Source organism: Mesorhizobium sp. C372A, from assembly GCF_030323245.1.
Taxonomy (GTDB): domain Bacteria; phylum Pseudomonadota; class Alphaproteobacteria; order Rhizobiales; family Rhizobiaceae; genus Mesorhizobium.
Genome location: NZ_CP100475.1, coordinates 1,500,341 through 1,518,651 on the forward strand (window position 1 = coordinate 1,500,341; position 18,311 = coordinate 1,518,651).

The window sequence follows — 18,311 nt, forward strand, 5'->3', positions numbered from 1 at the left end:
CATCCGCCGCTTGCCTGCGCGCCATGGACCCGAAGGGGGCCGACGAGCTCATCGAAACCTGCTCGAAAAATTGCATCTGACCCGTGCCTTGGAGATCAGATCCCTGTTTGGGCGATTGATGGACAAGAGCCTGTGGTTCACCACTGGCCGGCGATCCAGAATGGCCTGCCGCTCGACATCCAGGCCGTCGGCCGCCCCGGCGACGAGCAGACGGTTTTGTCGCTCGCCGCGCACATGGAGAAGATTTCCGGGTGGCTGACGCGGCGGGCGCCGCTCAAGGTGCCGGCCTGATCCGGCAGATTTCATCATCGTGATAGCAAAGCTGTTTGCGGCCTGGGCCAATTCCCGCTAAGACGCCGCCGTCCTTACCCACATCCAGGGAACCATGCCGATGACGGAGATCACCGCCACCGCCGAAATGCAGGCCGCCCTGCTCTCGCGGGCCCTGCCCTATATGCAGCGCTACGAGCACAAGACGGTGGTGGTGAAATATGGCGGTCATGCCATGGGCGATATCGAGCTCGGCAAGGCTTTCGCCCGTGACATCGCGCTGCTGAAGCAGTCCGGCGTCAACCCGATCGTCGTCCATGGCGGCGGGCCGCAGATCGGCGCCATGCTGGCCAAGATGGGCATCGAATCCAAGTTCGAAGGCGGACTGCGCGTCACGGATCAGAAGACGGTCGAAATCGTCGAGATGGTGCTGGCCGGTTCGATCAACAAGGAGATCGTCGCGCTGATCAACGCCGAGGGCGAATGGGCGATCGGCCTGTGCGGCAAGGACGGCAACATGGTGTTCGCCGAAAAGGCGCGCAAGACCATGATCGACCCGGATTCCAACATCGAGCGTGTGCTCGATCTCGGTTTCGTCGGCGAACCGGTCGAAGTCGACCGCACCCTGCTCGACCTGCTGGCGCGCTCCGAAATGATCCCGGTGCTGGCGCCGGTGGCGCCCGGCCGCGATGGCCATACCTACAACATCAATGCCGACACCTTCGCCGGCGCCATCGCCGGCGCCTGCCAGGCGACGCGCCTTTTGTTCCTGACCGACGTGCCCGGCGTGCTCGACAAGAACAAGAAGCTGATCGACGAGCTGACGGTGGCCGAAGCCAAGGCGCTGATCAAGGACGGCACGGTGTCGGGCGGCATGATCCCCAAAGTCGAGACCTGCATCGAGGCGATCGAGCGCGGCGTCGAAGGCGTCGTCATCCTCAACGGCAAGACGCCGCATGCGGTGCTTCTGGAACTGTTCACCGAACACGGCGCCGGCACGCTAATCGTGCCCTGATCGGCAACTGGCTTGGCGGCCAGTTGGTCGGCTGGCAGCCCTTAGGCAGGCTGGGGCAGGCGCGCGATGACCTTTATCTCGAAGTCGAAGCCGGCTAACCAGTTGACGCCGACCGCCGTCCAATTGGTGTAGGGCGGTTCACCGAACACCTTCAGCCGAACGGCATCGATCACGGGCCATTGCGTTGCCGGATCGGTGTGGAAGGTGGTCACGTCGACTATATCGTCGAACGTGGCGCCCGCTGCTTTCAGCACTGCCGCGAGATTGTCGAAGGCAAGCTGGACCTGCTTTTCGAAGACAGGTTCGGGCGACCCGTCCTCGCGGCTGCCGACCTGGCCCGAGACAAACAAAAGATCGCCCGATCGGATTGCAGCAGAATAGCGATTGATCTCGTAGAGAGCCTGCCTGCCGGCAGGAAAGATCGCGTCACGTTTGGTCATTTTCACTCCATTGTCCGGGGCACTCACATACGTCCCGTATGCATGAGGTGGGTACATACGCCGTGTATGTCAATACGCATACGGTACGTATCTATGAATGGCAGCGAGCCGGTCAGGTGCCGGCCGAGATCGCGACAGCCGCTTCGGCCGGCTTGCGCGACGGGCGCATGACGAGCATGGATTCCTCATCGGCATCCTGCGGAGCGCCCCAGAACTCAGCCAGCGTCGGACCATCCTTGAGGCGGCGGTCGCGGGCCAGGAAACCCCAGACCTCGCGGAACCACACGCGGCGGCCCATTTGGGTGTACCAGCGCATCGAATGGCGCTGTTCGGGATCGGGGTGGAAGAGAATGCGCGCCAGCGCCTTCGGCCGCGACTGCACCGCGACCTCGATCAGCTTGACCGAGAAGAACAGCATCCACGGTTTCAGCCGGGTCATCTGCAGGACCTGGTGCTTGTAGTCCCACAGCCGGGCATCCGTCTGGATCACCTTGCGGTCCTTGGCGATGCGGAAGAACGGCGTCCAGCGGTGCGGCGTGACATAGAGCGCCTGGATCTGGTCGGGGTCGTAGGCAAGCAGCTGGCGAAAGCCGCGCCACAGATCGCGAAAGGTCTCATCCTCGAACCCCGCCACCCAGGTCGCCATGGACAGTATGCCATGCTGGCGGAGCAGCCGGATCGCCTCGCGGTCGGATGAGGTGCTGCCGCCCTTGCGGATCAGTTGAAGCGTCTGCTGGTCGGTGTTTTCCATGCCGAGCAGCCAGCGGATGACGCCGGCCTTGCGATAGAGGTGCAGGATGTCGGCATCGCGCACGATGTCGTCGGCCCGGGTCGAGCCGACGATCAGCACCGGCACGTTCTCGGCGATCAGCGCATCGAGAAAGGCGCGCCAAACCTTCTTCGATACGGTCGGGTTTTCGTCGGCGAGGTTGATCAGTTCGACGCCGTGCTGGCGGTGCAGCCAGGCAATCTCCTGCGCAAATTTTTTGGGGTCGCGGTGCCGCCAGCGGGTCCAGAAACCGCGCTGGCCGCAATAGTTGCACAGATGCGGGCAGCCCCGCGAAAACTGCATGACCACGGCGCGCTTGCCGCCCCAATAGCTGTAGCGGCGGTGATCGATCAGCTCCCAGCTGACGCGGTACTCGTCCAGATTGGCAGTGGTCCCGGCCGGCCGCGTCGCGAAGGGGCGGCCGAGATCGTCGCGATAGGCGATACCCGCGACATCGCCCAGCGGCCGGCGATTGTCCAGTGCCACGACCAGGGCAAGGATGGTTGCCTCGCCCTCGCCGCGCACGATGAAGTCGAAGACATCGCTCGCCGCCAATATGTCGCGCCAGTGATAGGTCGGGAACACGCCGCCATAGATCACCAGCGTCGCCGGCTCGAGCGCCTTGACCATGCGGGCGATCGCGAGCGCGGTGGGATGCGCCGAGGTCGAGCCGGAGTGGCCGATCAGGATGCAATCGGGCTGGCCGCTGAGCGCATCGCGCACCAGAGTTTCCAACGGCATCGGCCCGAATTCGGCATCGACCAGCCGGACTTTATGGCCGGCGTCGATAAGCGGGCCGCCCAGTGCCAGCAGGCCGAGCGGTGGCAGATGGTCATCGGGCACGCGGCTGCCGATGGCTGTGTGCGGCGGATTGATCAGCACGATGTTCATGACGGACCTTTGAGCGACGGTCCGCATGGCGTAGCCGGCGTTTCAGTTTCGCAGTTGGGCTCCGTTCAGCAGTTTGCGTGCAGCTTTTCCGCAGAAATGGCGGTGCGTGTCCTACCGCCTGAGGTGGGCGAGCGGCACGTGGCCCGGGCCCTTGATGTTCTGCAGCACCAGCTGGGTGTGAACGTCGCGCACGCCGGCAAGGCGCATCAGGCGGTGCATGACGAAGGCGTTGAGTTCGTCGACCGACGGCACCATGACGTGCAGCAGGAAATCGTGGTCGCCGGTCATCGTCCAGCATGACGACACTTCGTCCATGCGTTGCACGGCGGCGATGAAGGTTTCGGGCGAACCGTCGCTGTGGCTGGTGAGCCGCACCTGGATGAACACCTCGACCATCAGGCCGACGGCGCGGCGGTTGAGCACGGCGGCAAAGCCCTTGATGATGCCGGCCTCCTGCAGCGCCTCGAAGCGGCGGGCGCAAGGCGTCGTCGACAGGCCGATCTCCTGCGCCAGTTCGGACACGGGCTTGCGTCCATCGCGCTGAAGCACATCCAGCATCTTGATCTCGAAATCGTCGAACTGAGGCATTTTCACTCTCTTTCAGCTTCTGCTTGGTGATTTTTACCTCAAATCATGGACCCAAGCCATCATCAAAGCTGAATTGCCTCGCCGGCCGCCGCTAGACTCTGCGGACAGATTCAAGTGTCACGATCAGGGGAGAAGAACCATGACGACGATGAGCGTTGCCGAATATGCCCGTGATTGCGCGGCGCAAGGCCTGCGTGGCGACTATTCAGTGTGCCGTTCCGATTTCACCGTGGCGCAGGGCTATGATTACAGCGCCGACGAACAGGCGGTGTGGCGCACGCTGTGCGACCGGCAGACCAAGCTGACGCAGAAGCTGGCGCACCATTCCTATCTCGATGGCGTCGCCGCACTCGGCCTGCTCGACAAGATCCCGGATTTCGGCGCGGTCTCAGACAGGCTGCGCAAGCTGACCGGCTGGGAAATCGTCGCCGTGCCTGGCCTCATCCCGGCCGCGCCCTTCTTCGACCATCTCGCCAACCGGCGCTTTCCGGTGACCAACTGGCTGCGCACCAAGGACGAGCTCGACTACATCGTCGAACCCGACATGTTCCACGACTTCTTCGGCCATGTGCCCATCCTGACACAGCCGGTGTTTGCCGACTTCATGCAGATGTATGGCGAAAAGGCCGAGAGCGTGATTGCGCTGGGCGGTGACGAGATGATCACCCGGCTCTACTGGTACACCGCCGAATACGGGCTGATACAGGAGGAGGGCCAGAAGCTGAAAGCTTTCGGCGCCGGGCTGATGTCGTCGTTCACCGAATTGCAGTTCGCCGTCGCGAGCCCGGACGCGCACCACGTGCCCTTCGACCTCGAAACGGTAATGCGCACCGGTTACGAGATCGACAAGTTCCAGCGCGCTTATTTCGTGCTGCCGTCCTTCGACGTGCTGCGCGATGCGTTCCGGACCGCCGATTTCAAGGCGATCGTTGCCCGCCGCAAGGGGCAGCCGACCCTGGATCCAGCGACGGTTTAGCAAATCCTGAAGGGTTTGCGCGGCACCTATCCCCACCCTTAATCCTCCCCACAAGGGGGAGGGAGATCTCGTTGGCGCTGATTTCCGAGGGTTTCGACACCAAGGCATGGGTAGCGCCGGTAGAAATCCTGTCGCGCCGTTCGCTTTTTTGACAATCAGACGGTGATGACTTCGTCACACCGGGGGGATGACTTCGTCACACCGTGATTACTTTGGTCAGATGGTCGCCTAGCCGGCAGGCAAGTGCGGTGATCGTCGTCGTCGGGTTGCATTCGCCCGACGTGCAGAATACCGAGGAACCGCCGACATAGAGATTGTCCATGCCGTGCACCTTGCAGTTGGCGTCGACCACGCTCTTGGTGACATCGGTGCCCATGCGCGTGCCGCCCATATGATGGTGGCCGGCCAGTTCCTCATCCGTCGGGTAGTCCTCGCCATTGGTCAGCCAGTCCATGATGCGGACGCGGCCGAGGTCCTTCTCGATCAGCGTCGTTCCGAACAGCTTGAGCCCCTCGAGGATGGTGCGGCGCTCCAACGGCGACTTCTTCCAGTGCAGCTCGATGCGCGGCACGCCGGCACGGTCGACATCGGTCTTCGACAATTCGATATGGTTCGAGGCCAGCGGCGCCTGTTCCCAGGCGACGTAGAGCTGGGCGGCGCAGCGCAGGTTCTGGCTGAGCTGGTAGGCGATCCATTCGGCGGCCTCGGGCGCGGTGCAGGCGAGGTCGGCAATCAGGCTCTTGACGCCGGCATAGGGCGTCTCGATCAGGCGTATGCCGAAATTCATGATCTGCAGCCGCTCCATGGCGGCGAGCGTCGGCGAGAAGAACGCCTCGTTGACGGCATCAACCTCGAACTCCCTGTAATCGGCCAGGATGGCATTGCCGCCCTCGAAGGTCGGGTGCTCCATCCAGTAGCGGCCAAGTGCCGTGGCGTTCGGCACCACGCCGCCATTCGAGCGCTGGTTCGACCATAGAAGCAGCCGCGAATTCTCCAGCCCGCCGGCGCAGACGATGAAATAATCGGCGCTGAAGGCGCCGGCATCCTTGCCGTTCGACCACAGCCTGGCGCCGGTCACTCGTTTGCCGTCCCCGGCAAGTTCGGTGGCATAGGTGTTGAGCACGAGCGCTATGTTCTTGCTCTTGTCGAGCTCGTCGGAGAATTTCTCGCCAAAGCGCACGGCCGGGCTCTTGATCAGCTGCACCCAGCGTATGTCGTCTGAAATCGGCACATCGGGCTTGAAGTCGGGAAGCTCGAGTATGTCGTGCACCTCGGACAGATAGGGCTCGATGTCGGTCCGGGCGATTGGCCAGCCGGTGTCCGGCGCCCATGCCTTGGGCTCAAAGTCCTGCTTGTCGAGCACGCGGCACCAGCCGGCCCAGTGGTTCGACGACCCGCCCATGAAGCGCAGCCGGGTGATGTCGAGATCGAAATATTGATCGCCGACCGTGGAGCCGCGGTAGAAATCCTGCGACTCGTCGCTGAATTCGCGTGCGCCGGCCTCCAGCACCACGACCGGAATGCCGGCGGCGCCGAGCTTTCTGGCAATGGTGGTGCCGGCCGGCCCGGAGCCGAGAATGCAGACCTTGGGCTTGAAATCCGAGGCTCGAAACGCCTCATAGCTGTCGAAGATCATGCCAGGTCGCTCCGCTTCAGGATCCAGCCATTGACCACGACGATCTCGTCGGGATCGGACGGGGGCGGTCGCTGTCAGGCTGCTTGCGAAAAAGCTGTAGCGCCGGCATCGCAATCAGCGCCTGCACGATGGTGCGGCGCGATATTTTCCTGATGAAGAAACTCATGACACGTCTCTGGATGGGGGCTTCGATCCACGCATGGCGTTCCCTGAACGGCACACGTACCGGCCAGACATGCCATTCCCGTGCCAAGCCTTGCCTATAAACGAGTTACAACCCGGTAAACGGCGCAGTTGCGTGGAAACAATGTTGGCGATCCGTTAACAGCCCCACCACCAACACCTCAGGCAGCTTCGGAAATATCCCGGTCTAGGATCGACAAATTGCGGCCGCGGTGCTTCGCCTCGTAGAGCCGGCGGTCGGCGGCGCGCATCAGGTCCGAGACATCGGCATCTTGCGCACAGGTGATGCCGCCGATCGAGACGGTCAGCGGCACCGTGCGCTCGTCGACCGGACGAAAGCGGACCAGCTCGACTTCACGGCGGATGCGCTCGGCCACGCGCCGGGCTTCGGCTTCCGTAGCGCCGACCAGGAAGGCGCCGAACTCCTCACCGCCAATGCGGCCGAGCACGTCGCCGCTGCGGACGCCGCGCTCGATGGCGCTGGCGATCAACACCAGTGCGTCATCGCCGGTCAGATGGCCGAAACTGTCGTTGATCGCCTTGAAATGGTCGGCGTCGATGATCAGCAGCGCGCCGCGATCGGATTTGCGCCGCGAGCCGTCCAACGCGGCAAAGAAGCTCTCGCGGTTGAGCATGCCGGTCATGTCGTCGCGGCTCGCCTTCGCCGACAGGCGCCGATGCGCGGCGGCGAGCTGGGCATGCGCGCGGGCGAGATCGCGATGCGCGTTTTTCAGTCGGTCGCTCTGCCAGAAGGTGCTGGCGCAGGCGATCCAGGCGAGCGCCAGCGGGCACACCGTCGATGTCAGCCAGACAGTGCGGTCGACCGGAAAACCCATGGCGGGAACGATGATCAGCGTCAGCAAAAGCGAGATGGCTACCGAGCCGAATGCGACCGCGGCGGACTTTAAGACTATGCGACTCATCGCTGGCTCCCACTGAACCGTCTCTGTGCCAGCAAGCCCTGAAGGCCACCTTTCCGTGATGGCTAAAATTTGAATGGTGAGCCCATTTTTTACAACTCTAGATGCACATAGGTTGTGGATAAGCTCTACATCAGAAAGGGGTTCGAACGGCAGATATTTCATGCCATAAGGACGCCATGACCACGCTGCCCGATCCCGCCCGCTTCGCCCATGTCACCGACTGGGTGTTCGACCTCGACAACACGCTTTATCCGCACCATTCGAATCTGTTTTCGCAGATCGACGTCAAGATGACGGCCTATGTCGGAGAACTGCTCACGCTACCGCGCGAGGAAGCGCGCAAGCTGCAGAAGGAACTCTATCTCGAATATGGCACGACGCTGAACGGGCTGATGACGCGCCACGGCATCGACCCCGACGATTTTCTCGAAAAGGTGCACGACATCGACTATTCGTGGCTGGTGCCGGATCCGGTGCTGGGCACCGCCATCCGCCAGCTGCCCGGCCGCAAGTTCATCTTCACCAATGGCGACCGCAGGCACGCCGAGCGCACCGCGCGCCAGCTCGGCATACTCGACCATTTCGACGACATTTTCGATATCGTCGCCGCCGGGCTGACGCCGAAGCCGTCGCGGCAGACCTATGAGAAGTTTGCCGAACTGCACGCCGTCACCGGACACAATGCGGTGATGTTCGAGGATCTCGCCCGCAACCTGGAGGTGCCGAAATCACTGGGCATGACCACGGTGCTGGTGGTGCCGCGCAATTTCGAGCCGACCTTTGCCGAGATCTGGGAACGCGATCCGGCCAATGAGGACGACGTCGATTTCGTCACCGACGATCTCGCGACGTTTCTGACGGGGATAGTGGAGGGGGTAGAGGAATTGAGGAGCTGAAGAATTGAAGAACTGGTGAAAGGGAGACCGATCCGGACCTCCTTTTCCTCAATTCTTCAGTTCTTCAATTCCCGGTTCCCCTACTCCCCCAACTTGTAGAAGCGGCTGATGATCCCCCAGGCCTCGTCGGCGGTGTCGACAAAGTCGATGATATCCTGGTCGCCGGGCGTGATGGTGCCTTGTTCGGCCAGGAAATCGAGGTCGATCGCGCGCTGCCAGAACGCCTTGCCGAACAGGATCACCGGCACGCGTTCCATGCGGCCGGTCTGGATCAGCGTCAGCGTCTCGAAGAACTCGTCCATGGTGCCGAAGCCGCCCGGAAACACCGCGACGGCCTTGGCGCGCATCACGAAATGCATCTTGCGGATGGCGAAATAGTGGAAGTTGAAGCACAGCTCCGGGGTCACATAGGCGTTCGGCGCCTGCTCGTGCGGCAGGACGATGTTGAGGCCGATCGACGGCGCGCCGACATCGTCGGCGCCGCGATTTCCCGCCTCCATCACGCCTGGGCCGCCACCGGTGACGACGACGAATTCGCGGTAGTAGGACGTGGCCGATTGCTGTGAGCAGAGGCGGGCGAATTTGCGCGCCTCCTCGTAGTATTTGCTGTTTTCCTCGAGGTTTTTCTTCTGCGTCTCGTTCTTGGCGGCCCAGGCCTCGCCGCCGGGCTCGGGAATACGCGCGCCGCCGAACAGGATGACCGTCGAGCGGATGCCGCGCTCGGCAAGGATCATTTCGGGTTTCAAGAGCTCAAGCTGCAAGCGCACAGCGCGCAACTCCCGGCGCGTCATGAAGTCGGGATCGTTCCAGGCCAGCCGGTAGGTTTCGGCGCGAGTCTGCGGCGTGTCGGGAACGCTTTTCGAGCGCTCCAGATCCTCGTCCGAATGCGGCAGCGGCGTCCATCCCGCCTTTTCCATAGGAGTCATATGCTTTCTACCCGTCCCAACAGTTCACTTGCGCCGTTCCATGGCGCACGCGCGATTGACCCCCAATACGCCTTAACATAGGGTCCGCGCGACTTTCAAAACAAGGTTAAGGCCGTCGGCCTTAACAGCGTGGTAACGGAGCGAATTCATGTCGAAGCCTGACCTGGCCAGCCTCGAAAAGACCATCGAGAAGGCCTTCGAGGAGCGCGACACGATTTCGACCGCGACCCGCGGCGAAACGCGCGACGCCATCCAGTCCTCACTTGACCTGCTCGACCGTGGCACCGTGCGCGTCGCCGAGCGCCAGGCCGATGGCAAATGGCATGTCAACCAATGGCTGAAGAAGGCGGTGCTGCTCTCCTTCCGGCTCTATCCGATGGAGATCATCAAGGGCGGCCCCGGCCAGGCAGTCTGGTGGGACAAGGTGGCGTCGAAGTTCGACGGCTGGAGCGCGGTCGATTTCGAGAAGGCAGGCTTCCGCGCCGTGCCGTCTTCGATCGTGCGCCGCTCGGCCTATGTCGCGCCGGGCGCGGTGCTGATGCCGTCCTTCGTCAATGTCGGCGCCTATGTCGATAGCGGCACCATGGTCGACACCTGGGCCTCGGTCGGCTCCTGCGCCCAGATCGGCAAGAATGTGCACCTCTCGGGCGGCGTCGGCATCGGCGGGGTGCTGGAGCCGATGCAGGCCGGCCCGACCATCATCGAGGACAATTGCTTCATCGGCGCGCGCTCCGAAGTGGTCGAGGGCTGCATCGTGCGCGAAGGCTCGGTGCTCGGAATGGGTGTGTTCATCGGCCAGTCGACCAAGATCGTCGACCGCGCCACCGGCGAAGTGTTTTATGGCGAGGTGCCGCCTAATTCGGTCGTCGTCGCCGGCTCGATGCCGGGCAAGGCCTTTCCGAACAACGAGCCGGGCCCTGGCCTCTACTGCGCCGTCATCGTCAAGCGCGTCGATGCCAAGACCCGGTCGAAAACCTCGATCAACGAACTGCTGCGTGATTGATCCTGTCCGAGCAACCAGAGCGCTCCAGATTGCCCAACACACCACCACTTCCCTGGCTTTTCTTCAGCCTCTCAGGGCGCGTCAGCCCAAGTGCCTACGTGCTCGCCGGGCTGCTGCTGGTGCTTGCACAGTTTTTCCCGCTCTACCAGTTGTCGAGACTGGAACCCGGCACCGCAACCAGCCAGAACTGGGCACTTGTGTTCTGGGTCGTTTTGCTGATCTCGACATGGTCGAGCTTTGCGGTAACCGCAAAGCGGTTTCATGATTTCGGCAAGCCGACTTATTACGCGTTGGTCTCTCTTATCATCGGCCCCATTCTTCTCATCGTTCTAGCGTGTTTCCGCGGTGACCCCGGTCCGAACCGCTACGGCAAACGCAGCAACGCGCCGGCTGAACCATGAGCGCCGACCGGATATCTCGCCATGCGCTACCGCACGCTTGATCCGAAACTGATCATCGACACCGCCGAGCGGCTGGAAGAGCGCGTCGCCGAGCGTTTTCCCGATGCCGGCCTGCGCGGCGTCGCCGCCGAACTGGTGTCGCTGTCGCGCGACCTGGCCAAGGCGGCGCAGGCGCTGGAAGCGCCGATCTGGTGGCTGCGCGGCGCCATCGTCGCCGCTGTTGCCGCCGGCGCGCTGATCTTCCTGTTCGTCGGCACCATCCTGCCGCTCATCCATATCTCGCAGGCCGACGATGCGGTGCAGTCGGTGCAAGGCATCGAAGCCACGATCAACATGATGATCCTTGCCGTGCTCGGCCTGCTGGCGCTGATCCGCACCGAGGAGCGCATCAAGCGCAAGCGGGTGTTTCGCCAGCTGCATGGGTTGAGATCGCTGATCCATGTCATCGACATGCACCAGCTGACCAAGGATCCGGCAGCATTGTCCGCCAATTTCAGGCCGACCGCGCATTCGCCGGCTCGCATCACCAATGCCGCCGACCTGGCGCGCTACCTCGACTATTGCTCGGAAATGCTGTCGATCACCGGCAAGATCGCGGCGCTGTTTGCGCAGTCCGTCAATGACGATGTGGTCATCGACGGCGTCAACGACGTCGAGAACCTGGCGTCCAACCTGTCGCGCAAGATCTGGCAGAAGATCACGCTGATCGAGAACCACCCGGCGGCGCAGCCCGTGCCGGCGCCAGGCCCGGCGAGCAAAGCGCCGGCTCCGAGGCGCGCACCAAAGCTGTGACGCGGGGCCCACGCGCCTGTTTTCGGGCTATGCGGGCCAAGGCCCGAGGCTCGCGGCAAGTAGACTATCCAGTGACGGCTTCCGGCGTCAGCCCGGGTGAGCCGCGCTTTTCCCGCTCGGCCTGCCGCACCAGCACGGTGACCCGCTTCAGCAGAGGCGCCGGCGTGCCGGCCTTTTCGGCGAGGTTCAGGACGGCCCCCTGCAGGTCACCGATCTCGGTCGGCCGACCACGCTGGAGGTCGTCCCACATCGACGAGCGCGCCTGCGGGTCGATGGCGAGCATGCGGCGGGCGACCAGCCGGAACAGCCAGTCCGGCAGCCGGAGCAGTTTCGGCAGCAGGACGGGATGCAAGCCGCCGATTCGTGCCGGCGCGATATGTAACGCCTTCATCGCCGTCAGGGCCTCGTCGATCTGACCGGCCAGGATTCGCCGCCAGCGGCGGTCGGCAAGTTCGCTCGCCAGCGGCAGGCCGGACAAGGCGACAAGCGCGTTGTTGAGGTTGATCAGCAGCTTGCCCCACTGAACGGCTTTCATGTCGGGATGGGTTTCCACGCCAAGCCCTTCGACATCGAGAAGGCCGGCAAGGCCGGTCACGCCATCTTCGATCATGACCTTGCCGTCGCTGGCGCGATGCACGTGAAGCGGCAAATTGCCTATGGCCGACTGGACGACATTGAACGGCACCATGCCGGCGAGCACAGTCCGTCCACCGAGCCCGGCGCGTAACCGGTCGGCATTGCCGACGCCGTTCTGCAGGCTGACCACCACGACATCGCCGCGCGCATGTCCGGCAACAAGCGACGCCATCTCCTCGGTAGCGCCGTTCTTGACCGTCACCAGCACCACGTCGGCACTGGCGAGGGCAGCGGCGGGATCGGTGGTGACGGACTCCGGCCGGATGGATCGGTCGCGACCATCGAGATCGGTGATGCGCAGGCCACCGTCCAGCAAGGCTGTCGCGATGCCTGGCCGCGCCAAAAACACCACCTTGCGTCCGGCCAGCGCCAGGCAACCGCCGACATAGCAGCCGATGCTGCCGGCGCCGGCAATGACGATGGTCTTTTCGGCGTTGGCCATGCGATTATCTCGTGTTGGCCTGCACTATACGACAGGAAAACCATAATGTCGGCGGCAGGATCGGTCATCATCTCTGGCCGTGACAGGCCTTTCGCTTTCGACTATCGCTTTGCCCATGAAACTGCCGACCGATCCCGCCGCCAACCTCGCGACCCTCATACGCTGCGCCTCCGTAACGCCCGCCGAGGGCGGCGCGCTGGCTGCCCTGGAAGGCATGCTGAAGCCGCTCGGCTTTTCCGTCGAACGCCCTGTGTTTTCCGAACACGGCACCCCCGACATCGAGAACCTCTACGCGCGTCGCTCCGGCAACGGGCCGCATCTGATGTTTGCCGGCCATACCGACGTGGTGCCGGCGGGCGACGAGGCGTCGTGGACGCATCCGCCCTTCGCCGCCGAGATCGCCAGGGGCGAGATGTATGGCCGCGGCGCCGTCGACATGAAGGGCGGCATCGCCTGTTTCATCGCCGCCGTGGCGCGCCATGTCGAGAAAAAGGGTGGTCCGAAAGGCTCGGTCTCGCTGCTGATTACCGGCGACGAGGAGGGGCCGGCGATCAACGGGACGACAAAACTGCTCGACTGGGCGGCGGCCAAGGGCGAGAGATGGGACGCCGCGATCGTTGGCGAGCCGACCAATCCGGACACGCTCGGCGACATGATCAAGATCGGCCGGCGTGGCTCGATGTCGGGCAGTGTCACGGTCAACGGCCGCCAGGGCCATGTCGCCTATCCATTGCTCGCCGACAATCCGGTGCGCGGCCTGATCAGCCTGGTCGACGCCTTGCTGTCGCCCGTCTTCGACAAGGGCACGAAGGATTTTCAGCCGACCAATCTGGAAGTGACCTCGATCGATGTCGGCAACCCGGCGACCAATGTTATTCCGGCCAAGGCGACAGCCACCTTCAACATCCGCTTCAACGACACATGGACTGCCGAGACGGTGCAGGCCGAGATCCATAACCGCCTCGACCAGGCGGCGAAGCGCAAGAAATACCGGACCGGCAAGACGCCGGTCGACTACGAGCTGATCTGGCGCGACCGGCCGAGCCATGTCTTCCTGACGCGCGACGACAAGCTGATCGAGACGCTGCGCGGCTCGATCAAGGCGACGGTCGGCAAGGAGCCGGCGCTGTCCACCTCGGGCGGAACCTCGGATGCGCGTTTCATCAAGGACTATTGCCCGGTGGTCGAGTTCGGCCTGGTCGGCAAGACCATGCACATGGTCGACGAGCGCGTCGCACTGGCCGACCTCGAGACGCTGACCCAAATCTACCAGCGCTTCATCGATGACTGGTTCGAGCAGGGCTGATCATGCTTTCGGTTGACGAGACCTCTTCATCGCTTAACGGCGCCTGGCGGCTGATGCTCGGAAAGGCCGACGGCTTGCGGCTGCTCGACCTTTCGGCGGACGGCTTCTGGAATTCCTTCTTCGCCATCGTCGTCGCCGCGCCGGCGATGATCGTCGGCTGGGTCGGCACGGCCAACGAGATCGGCGATCCCAATGCGTTCGCCGGTCGGCTGGGCATGTTGGTTCGCCTGGCGACCGTCGACCTCGGCTCGTGGCTGCTGCCCCTGTTTGTGCTTGCCCTGGTCGCATCGCGCGCCGGCATCGGCGACCGCTTCGTCCACTATGTCGTCGCGAGCAACTGGGCGTCGGCGATCACCGCCTGGATGCTGCTGCCTTCAGCGTTGATCAGGCTTTTCCTGCCGTCCGGCAACCCGGTTGCCGAATTGGTGTGGCTGGTTCTGGTGGTGCTGTCGCTGGTACTCACCTGGCGGATGACCAACGCCGCGATCGGCAAGGGCGCGGCTGTCGGCAGCGCCGTGTTCGCAGGCATGTTGGTGGTGTCTCTGGCCGTCTTGTTCGGCCTGGTGGCGCTGCTCGGCATCACGGTGCCGACCGCCGCTCCGGCCTAGAACTTTTCCGGATAGTCTACACCGACGAGAAAAAGCCCGTCGGGCGGCGCCACCTGGCCGCAGGCGGCGCGGTCTTGCGCCGCGAGCGCGGCCTTGAGGTCGGCGGCGGTCCAGCCGCCGTCGCCGACGCGTTTCAGCGAACCGACCATGGAGCGCACCTGGTTGTGCAGGAAAGAGCGCGCCGAGGCCCTGACTTCGATCAGGTCGCCCTGGCGGCTTACATCGAGCCGCTCCAGCGTCCGCACCGGACTGTTGGCCTGGCATTGCGTCGAGCGGAAGGTGGTAAAGTCATGTCGGCCGAGCAGGACTTTCGCCGCTTCGTGCATGGCGTCCGCATCGAGCCGCTTCGGCACCCACCAGACCTTGCCCTTTTCCATCGCTGCAGGCGCGCGCCGGTTGAGGATGCGGTAGAGATAATGGCGTCCGGTGGCCGAGAAACGGGCGTCGAACTCATTGGGGACAACCGTGGCCTGCAGGATGGCGATGCGCGCGCCTGCCGCCTGCAGGTGCGCGTTGACGGCGTCGCGCACCTTGTCGTTTGGCCATGCCTTGGCGAGGTCGACATGCGCCACCTGGGCGGTCGCATGCACGCCGGCGTCGGTGCGGCCGGCGGCGCGTATCCGCACCGCCTCACCGCAGAATTTCTCGATCGCCTGCTCTATCGCATGCTGCACCGAAGGCTGATCCGCTTGGTGTTGCCAGCCGGCGAAGAGGCTGCCGTCATATTCGATATCGAGACGAAAACGCGGCATACACCCTTCGTTCAGGCGGCGAGTGCGGTAAAGGCCTGGGCGTAGACCAGTTTGCCTTTTTCGGGTGCGTCACCCCAGGCCAGCGCCTGCAGCGCTTCGCCCTGATATTCGCTCTCGAACATTTCGGCCCGCGCATGATTGTAGCCGAAGCGGCCATAATAGGCCGGATCGCCCAACACAACGGCGAGCGTCTCGCCGCCATCCCTGAGGCGGATATGCGCCTCGCGGATCAGCGCACCGCCAATGCCCGAGCCGTGGAACGAAGGTTCCACCGCCAACGGCGCCAGCGCCACGGCTGCAAACTGCTTGCCGCCGTTCTGAACGAACAGCCTGGAAAACAGGATGTGGCCGACCACCTGGCCGTCTTCTTCCGCCACCAGTTCGACAACGGCGTCGCCGCCGGTGACCAGAGCGTCGACCAGCCCGGCCTCCGCCTGCTGGCCGAATGCGTGTTCCTCGACGAGGCGTATAGCCTCGCGGTCCCGCGGCGTCGCGCCGCGTATCGACATCATGCTCATGAGAACTTCATTCCCTTTTCGATCTTGGCCCCGCGCAGAAACTCCTGCGCGGCAGCAGGCTTTCCGCCCGCCCGTTGAACTTCGACCAGCCTGACCGCGCCCGACCCGCAGGCGACCGTCAGCCGGTCATCGAGAATTCCTCCCGACTCGCCCATGCTTTCAGAAAGCGTACCTTCAGAAAGGGTCGAGCGAAGCAGTTTCAGCCGTTCCGTGCGGCCGCCGATGTCGGCCTCGCACCAGGCGCCCGGGAATGGCGACAGGCCGCGAATGTGATTGTGGACCTCCGCAGCCGGGCGCGTCCAGTCCACACGTGTCTCCGACTTATCGATTTTCCTGGCGTAGGTCACCCTGTCAGCCGCCTGCAAAGTCGATGCCAGGGTATTTGTCTCCAATCGGGACAGCGCTTCCACCATCAGCGTGGCAGCAATACTCATCAAGCGGTCGTGCAGATCGCCGGCGGTCATGTCGGGCTCTATGGCGCATTTTTCAACCAGTGCCACCGGACCGGTGTCCAGGCCCTCTTCCATGCGCATCACCATCATGCCGGTTTCGACGTCGCCGGCCATAATGGCGCGCTGGATGGGAGCTGCACCACGCCAACGCGGCAAAAGCGAGGCGTGGCCGTTGAGGCAGCCGAGGCGCGGAGCCTCCAAAATACCCTTCGGCAACAGCAAACCATACGCGACGACGACCGCGACATCGGCACGCAACGCATAGAAAGCAGCTTGCTCGGCCTCGCCCTTCAGCGACAGCGGCGTGCGCACTTCGATGCCCAGCCGCTCAGCCTCGCGCTGCACCGGCGACGGTGTCAGCTCCAGCCCGCGGCGGCCCGCGGCGCGCGGCGGCTGGGTGTAGACGGCTGCTATCTCGTGCCCGGCCTCGGCAATCGCGCGCAGCACCGGCACCGAAAACTCCGGCGTGCCCATGAAGATGACGCGAAGCGGCATTTTTCGTCCAGTATCCTGTTCTGCGCGCGGCAGTCCGCTCAAGCGTCTGCTTCAAACGGGTTTACGATCTTGAGGTCAAGCTCTTCGAAGTCCTTAATATTGCGCGTCGCCAGCATAGCGTCGTGCGACAGGCAGATGGCAGCGATCATGGCATCGGAAAGGCTGATCGGCCGGCCGATAGTTTCCCGCATTGCCCGGAGCTTGCCCGCCAGACGGGGAATGGGACCGGCAAATTCGACGACACGTCCCGAAAACTGCTTCGAAACCAGGTGGTCAAGTGCACGGACGTGGCGGTCCGAGCCGGTCTTGTTGAGAAACCTTTCGGCTCCAAAGGACTGCTCCATGACAACAGGACCGCAGAGATAGAGGTCGAGCAGGTCCTGTCTGCGAAACCACTTAGCGACGTTTGGATCGGGCGCGGGCCGGCTCGCTTCCGAGACGACATTGGTATCGAGGATTATCACTCGAAATTCTCAATGGTGCGGCCAAAGTCGCGTTTCCGTTCCGCTTCGATCTCATCCATCATCTGCGCAAATTCGTCGCTGATTGCATTTTCCGAGGCGAAGGCAGCGCGAATCGCATCCCAAGCCGTGAGTCCAGGCTCGGCCTTGCCTTCTTTTTCCGCAACCATGCCTTTTCGCAATAAATCGATCGCCTTGATCGAGAGGCTTTGGCCGCCCTTGCGTGCCGCATGCTCGATTTCACGCTTCAACGGCTCGGGAATATCTCTGATCAACATATCGCCCATCTGAGTCTCCAGTCTGATATCAATGATATCACGCTAGGAAGCGTCTCTCAATAGGGGCGGGTCGAGACGGGATTTTGTGCGAGTCGCCGAAAGCAGGGCCTATCCCACCAGCTTGCCCGGCGCCTTGTCCTTGGCGAGCTTCTTGAACTTCTTGACCACCATGTCGCGCTTCAGCTTCGAGATGTGGTCGATGAACAGCACACCGTTGAGATGGTCGATCTCGTGCTGCAGGCAAGTCGCCATCAGGCCTTCGGCCTCGATCTCCTGCAGCTTGCCGTCGCGGTCGAGATATTTCACGCGCACCGAGGCGGGACGCTCGACCTCGGCGTAATAGTCCGGGATCGACAGGCAGCCTTCCTCGTAGACCGAGCGGGCGTCGGCGCTTTCGAGGATTTCGGGATTGATGAAGACATGCGGCGCCGGCGGCTCGTCTTCCTTGGCGAGGTCGATGACCAGCATGCGCAGCGGCTCGCCGATCTGGATTGCGGCCAAACCGATGCCCGGCGCATCATACATCGTCGCCAGCATGTCGTCGGCCAGTTTGCGCAAAGGCGCGTCGACGCGTTCGACTGGTTTGGAAACCTGGCGCAGGATGGGATCGGGAAGGATGATGAGCGGCTTGATCGACATGGCGCCTCACCTAAA

Annotated in this window: 23 protein-coding genes; 9 read left to right on the forward strand and 14 right to left on the reverse strand. The window is 63.2% G+C overall.

Features of this window, described 5'->3' with window-relative positions; translation table 11 throughout:
- Positions 1–132: 132 nt before the first annotated feature.
- Complete coding sequence (locus tag NLY42_RS06880; RefSeq protein WP_023755364.1) at positions 133–291, forward strand: hypothetical protein; 159 nt, start codon at positions 133–135, stop codon at positions 289–291.
- Positions 292–391: 100 nt separating this feature from the next.
- A complete protein-coding gene (gene argB / locus NLY42_RS06885) occupies positions 392–1,285 on the forward strand; it encodes an acetylglutamate kinase (RefSeq protein ID WP_013528489.1) in 894 nt (297 codons plus the stop codon).
- Between the two features lie 41 nt (positions 1,286–1,326).
- Here argB and NLY42_RS06890 read toward each other — a convergent pair whose 3' ends face one another.
- From NLY42_RS06890 to NLY42_RS06900, 3 genes are all read right to left on the reverse strand, one after another.
- Positions 1,327–1,725 (reverse strand): RidA family protein, encoded by a 399-nt coding sequence (locus tag NLY42_RS06890; RefSeq protein WP_023687463.1) that lies wholly within the window; start codon positions 1,723–1,725, stop codon positions 1,327–1,329.
- A 112-nt stretch (positions 1,726–1,837) separates the two neighbouring features.
- Positions 1,838–3,385 (reverse strand): magnesium-protoporphyrin IX monomethyl ester anaerobic oxidative cyclase, encoded by a 1,548-nt coding sequence (bchE, locus tag NLY42_RS06895; protein WP_023744897.1) that lies wholly within the window; start codon positions 3,383–3,385, stop codon positions 1,838–1,840.
- Positions 3,386–3,496: 111 nt separating this feature from the next.
- A complete protein-coding gene (locus NLY42_RS06900) occupies positions 3,497–3,973 on the reverse strand; it encodes an Lrp/AsnC family transcriptional regulator (protein WP_023687465.1) in 477 nt (158 codons plus the stop codon).
- A gap of 139 nt (positions 3,974–4,112) precedes the next feature.
- On the opposite strand from NLY42_RS06900, the gene phhA reads away from it, so the two are divergent.
- Entirely contained in the window at positions 4,113–4,949 is an 837-nt protein-coding gene (phhA, locus tag NLY42_RS06905; RefSeq protein ID WP_023687466.1) for a phenylalanine 4-monooxygenase, read from the forward strand.
- Between the two features lie 196 nt (positions 4,950–5,145).
- On the opposite strand, the gene NLY42_RS06910 is transcribed toward phhA, so the two are convergent.
- From NLY42_RS06910 to NLY42_RS06920, 3 genes are all read right to left on the reverse strand, one after another.
- Positions 5,146–6,585, reverse strand: a complete 1,440-nt coding sequence (locus tag NLY42_RS06910; protein ID WP_023755363.1) for a GMC oxidoreductase — start codon at positions 6,583–6,585, stop codon at positions 5,146–5,148.
- Between the two features lie 16 nt (positions 6,586–6,601).
- On the reverse strand, positions 6,602–6,751 hold the full coding sequence (locus NLY42_RS06915) for a hypothetical protein (protein WP_286497561.1): 150 nt from the start codon (positions 6,749–6,751) through the stop codon (positions 6,602–6,604).
- A gap of 178 nt (positions 6,752–6,929) precedes the next feature.
- A complete protein-coding gene (locus NLY42_RS06920) occupies positions 6,930–7,691 on the reverse strand; it encodes a GGDEF domain-containing protein (protein WP_023681345.1) in 762 nt (253 codons plus the stop codon).
- Between the two features lie 176 nt (positions 7,692–7,867).
- Here NLY42_RS06920 and NLY42_RS06925 point away from each other — a divergent pair, with 176 nt between their 5' ends.
- Positions 7,868–8,587, forward strand: coding sequence for a pyrimidine 5'-nucleotidase (locus NLY42_RS06925; RefSeq protein WP_023687469.1), 720 nt, complete (start codon positions 7,868–7,870; stop codon positions 8,585–8,587).
- 80 nt (positions 8,588–8,667) lie between these two features.
- On the opposite strand, the gene NLY42_RS06930 is transcribed toward NLY42_RS06925, so the two are convergent.
- Positions 8,668–9,513, reverse strand: coding sequence for an LOG family protein (locus NLY42_RS06930; protein WP_023681343.1), 846 nt, complete (start codon positions 9,511–9,513; stop codon positions 8,668–8,670).
- A gap of 148 nt (positions 9,514–9,661) precedes the next feature.
- On the opposite strand from NLY42_RS06930, the gene dapD reads away from it, so the two are divergent.
- From dapD to NLY42_RS06945, 3 genes are read left to right on the forward strand one after another with little or no spacing between them, the layout of a single operon-like run.
- A complete protein-coding gene (gene dapD, locus NLY42_RS06935) occupies positions 9,662–10,516 on the forward strand; it encodes a 2,3,4,5-tetrahydropyridine-2,6-dicarboxylate N-succinyltransferase (protein WP_023673222.1) in 855 nt (284 codons plus the stop codon).
- Positions 10,513–10,917: a DUF805 domain-containing protein gene (locus tag NLY42_RS06940; RefSeq protein ID WP_084633802.1), complete on the forward strand. Its 405-nt coding sequence runs from the start codon at positions 10,513–10,515 to the stop codon at positions 10,915–10,917. The genes dapD and NLY42_RS06940 overlap by 4 nt, the downstream gene beginning before the upstream one ends.
- A gap of 21 nt (positions 10,918–10,938) precedes the next feature.
- Positions 10,939–11,709, forward strand: a complete 771-nt coding sequence (locus NLY42_RS06945) for a hypothetical protein (protein WP_023673220.1) — start codon at positions 10,939–10,941, stop codon at positions 11,707–11,709.
- A gap of 64 nt (positions 11,710–11,773) precedes the next feature.
- Here NLY42_RS06945 and NLY42_RS06950 read toward each other — a convergent pair whose 3' ends face one another.
- On the reverse strand, positions 11,774–12,787 hold the full coding sequence (locus tag NLY42_RS06950) for a 2-dehydropantoate 2-reductase (protein ID WP_023755362.1): 1,014 nt from the start codon (positions 12,785–12,787) through the stop codon (positions 11,774–11,776).
- 115 nt (positions 12,788–12,902) lie between these two features.
- On the opposite strand from NLY42_RS06950, the gene dapE reads away from it, so the two are divergent.
- A complete protein-coding gene (gene dapE / locus NLY42_RS06955; RefSeq protein ID WP_023681340.1) occupies positions 12,903–14,093 on the forward strand; it encodes a succinyl-diaminopimelate desuccinylase in 1,191 nt (396 codons plus the stop codon).
- A 2-nt stretch (positions 14,094–14,095) separates the two neighbouring features.
- On the forward strand, positions 14,096–14,701 hold the full coding sequence (locus NLY42_RS06960; RefSeq protein WP_023755361.1) for a hypothetical protein: 606 nt from the start codon (positions 14,096–14,098) through the stop codon (positions 14,699–14,701).
- Here the strand turns inward: NLY42_RS06960 and truA are convergent.
- From truA to def, 6 genes are all read right to left on the reverse strand, one after another.
- Positions 14,698–15,453, reverse strand: a complete 756-nt coding sequence (gene truA, locus NLY42_RS06965; protein ID WP_023755360.1) for a tRNA pseudouridine(38-40) synthase TruA — start codon at positions 15,451–15,453, stop codon at positions 14,698–14,700. The genes NLY42_RS06960 and truA overlap by 4 nt on opposite strands.
- Before the next feature lie 11 nt (positions 15,454–15,464).
- Entirely contained in the window at positions 15,465–15,971 is a 507-nt protein-coding gene (locus NLY42_RS06970; RefSeq protein ID WP_023748255.1) for a GNAT family N-acetyltransferase, read from the reverse strand.
- Positions 15,968–16,918, reverse strand: a complete 951-nt coding sequence (fmt, locus tag NLY42_RS06975) for a methionyl-tRNA formyltransferase (RefSeq protein WP_023755359.1) — start codon at positions 16,916–16,918, stop codon at positions 15,968–15,970. Before fmt ends, NLY42_RS06970 begins: the two co-directional genes overlap by 4 nt.
- Positions 16,919–16,956: 38 nt before the next feature.
- Positions 16,957–17,382, reverse strand: a complete 426-nt coding sequence (locus NLY42_RS06980) for a type II toxin-antitoxin system VapC family toxin (RefSeq protein WP_023732763.1) — start codon at positions 17,380–17,382, stop codon at positions 16,957–16,959.
- Positions 17,379–17,666, reverse strand: coding sequence for a hypothetical protein (locus tag NLY42_RS06985; RefSeq protein WP_023696043.1), 288 nt, complete (start codon positions 17,664–17,666; stop codon positions 17,379–17,381). The genes NLY42_RS06980 and NLY42_RS06985 overlap by 4 nt, the downstream gene beginning before the upstream one ends.
- Positions 17,667–17,765: 99 nt before the next feature.
- A complete protein-coding gene (def, locus tag NLY42_RS06990; RefSeq protein WP_023673213.1) occupies positions 17,766–18,296 on the reverse strand; it encodes a peptide deformylase in 531 nt (176 codons plus the stop codon).
- Positions 18,297–18,311: the final 15 nt, after the last annotated feature.

Bases quoted from the DNA above. Each gene is read 5' to 3' on its own strand.
- argB (WP_013528489.1), top strand. From the start codon at position 392: ATGACGGAGATCACCGCCACCGCCGAAATGCAGGCCGCCCTGCTCTCG.
- NLY42_RS06890 (WP_023687463.1), bottom strand. From the start codon at position 1,725: ATGACCAAACGTGACGCGATCTTTCCTGCCGGCAGGCAGGCTCTCTAC.
- bchE (WP_023744897.1), bottom strand. From the start codon at position 3,385: ATGAACATCGTGCTGATCAATCCGCCGCACACAGCCATCGGCAGCCGC.
- NLY42_RS06900 (WP_023687465.1), bottom strand. From the start codon at position 3,973: ATGCCTCAGTTCGACGATTTCGAGATCAAGATGCTGGATGTGCTTCAG.
- phhA (WP_023687466.1), top strand. From the start codon at position 4,113: ATGACGACGATGAGCGTTGCCGAATATGCCCGTGATTGCGCGGCGCAA.
- NLY42_RS06910 (WP_023755363.1), bottom strand. From the start codon at position 6,585: ATGATCTTCGACAGCTATGAGGCGTTTCGAGCCTCGGATTTCAAGCCC.
- NLY42_RS06915 (WP_286497561.1), bottom strand. From the start codon at position 6,751: ATGAGTTTCTTCATCAGGAAAATATCGCGCCGCACCATCGTGCAGGCG.
- NLY42_RS06920 (WP_023681345.1), bottom strand. From the start codon at position 7,691: ATGAGTCGCATAGTCTTAAAGTCCGCCGCGGTCGCATTCGGCTCGGTA.
- NLY42_RS06925 (WP_023687469.1), top strand. From the start codon at position 7,868: ATGACCACGCTGCCCGATCCCGCCCGCTTCGCCCATGTCACCGACTGG.
- NLY42_RS06930 (WP_023681343.1), bottom strand. From the start codon at position 9,513: ATGACTCCTATGGAAAAGGCGGGATGGACGCCGCTGCCGCATTCGGAC.
- dapD (WP_023673222.1), top strand. From the start codon at position 9,662: ATGTCGAAGCCTGACCTGGCCAGCCTCGAAAAGACCATCGAGAAGGCC.
- NLY42_RS06945 (WP_023673220.1), top strand. From the start codon at position 10,939: ATGCGCTACCGCACGCTTGATCCGAAACTGATCATCGACACCGCCGAG.
- NLY42_RS06950 (WP_023755362.1), bottom strand. From the start codon at position 12,787: ATGGCCAACGCCGAAAAGACCATCGTCATTGCCGGCGCCGGCAGCATC.
- dapE (WP_023681340.1), top strand. From the start codon at position 12,903: ATGAAACTGCCGACCGATCCCGCCGCCAACCTCGCGACCCTCATACGC.
- NLY42_RS06960 (WP_023755361.1), top strand. From the start codon at position 14,096: ATGCTTTCGGTTGACGAGACCTCTTCATCGCTTAACGGCGCCTGGCGG.
- truA (WP_023755360.1), bottom strand. From the start codon at position 15,453: ATGCCGCGTTTTCGTCTCGATATCGAATATGACGGCAGCCTCTTCGCC.
- NLY42_RS06970 (WP_023748255.1), bottom strand. From the start codon at position 15,971: ATGAGCATGATGTCGATACGCGGCGCGACGCCGCGGGACCGCGAGGCT.
- fmt (WP_023755359.1), bottom strand. From the start codon at position 16,918: ATGCCGCTTCGCGTCATCTTCATGGGCACGCCGGAGTTTTCGGTGCCG.
- NLY42_RS06985 (WP_023696043.1), bottom strand. From the start codon at position 17,666: ATGGGCGATATGTTGATCAGAGATATTCCCGAGCCGTTGAAGCGTGAA.
- def (WP_023673213.1), bottom strand. From the start codon at position 18,296: ATGTCGATCAAGCCGCTCATCATCCTTCCCGATCCCATCCTGCGCCAG.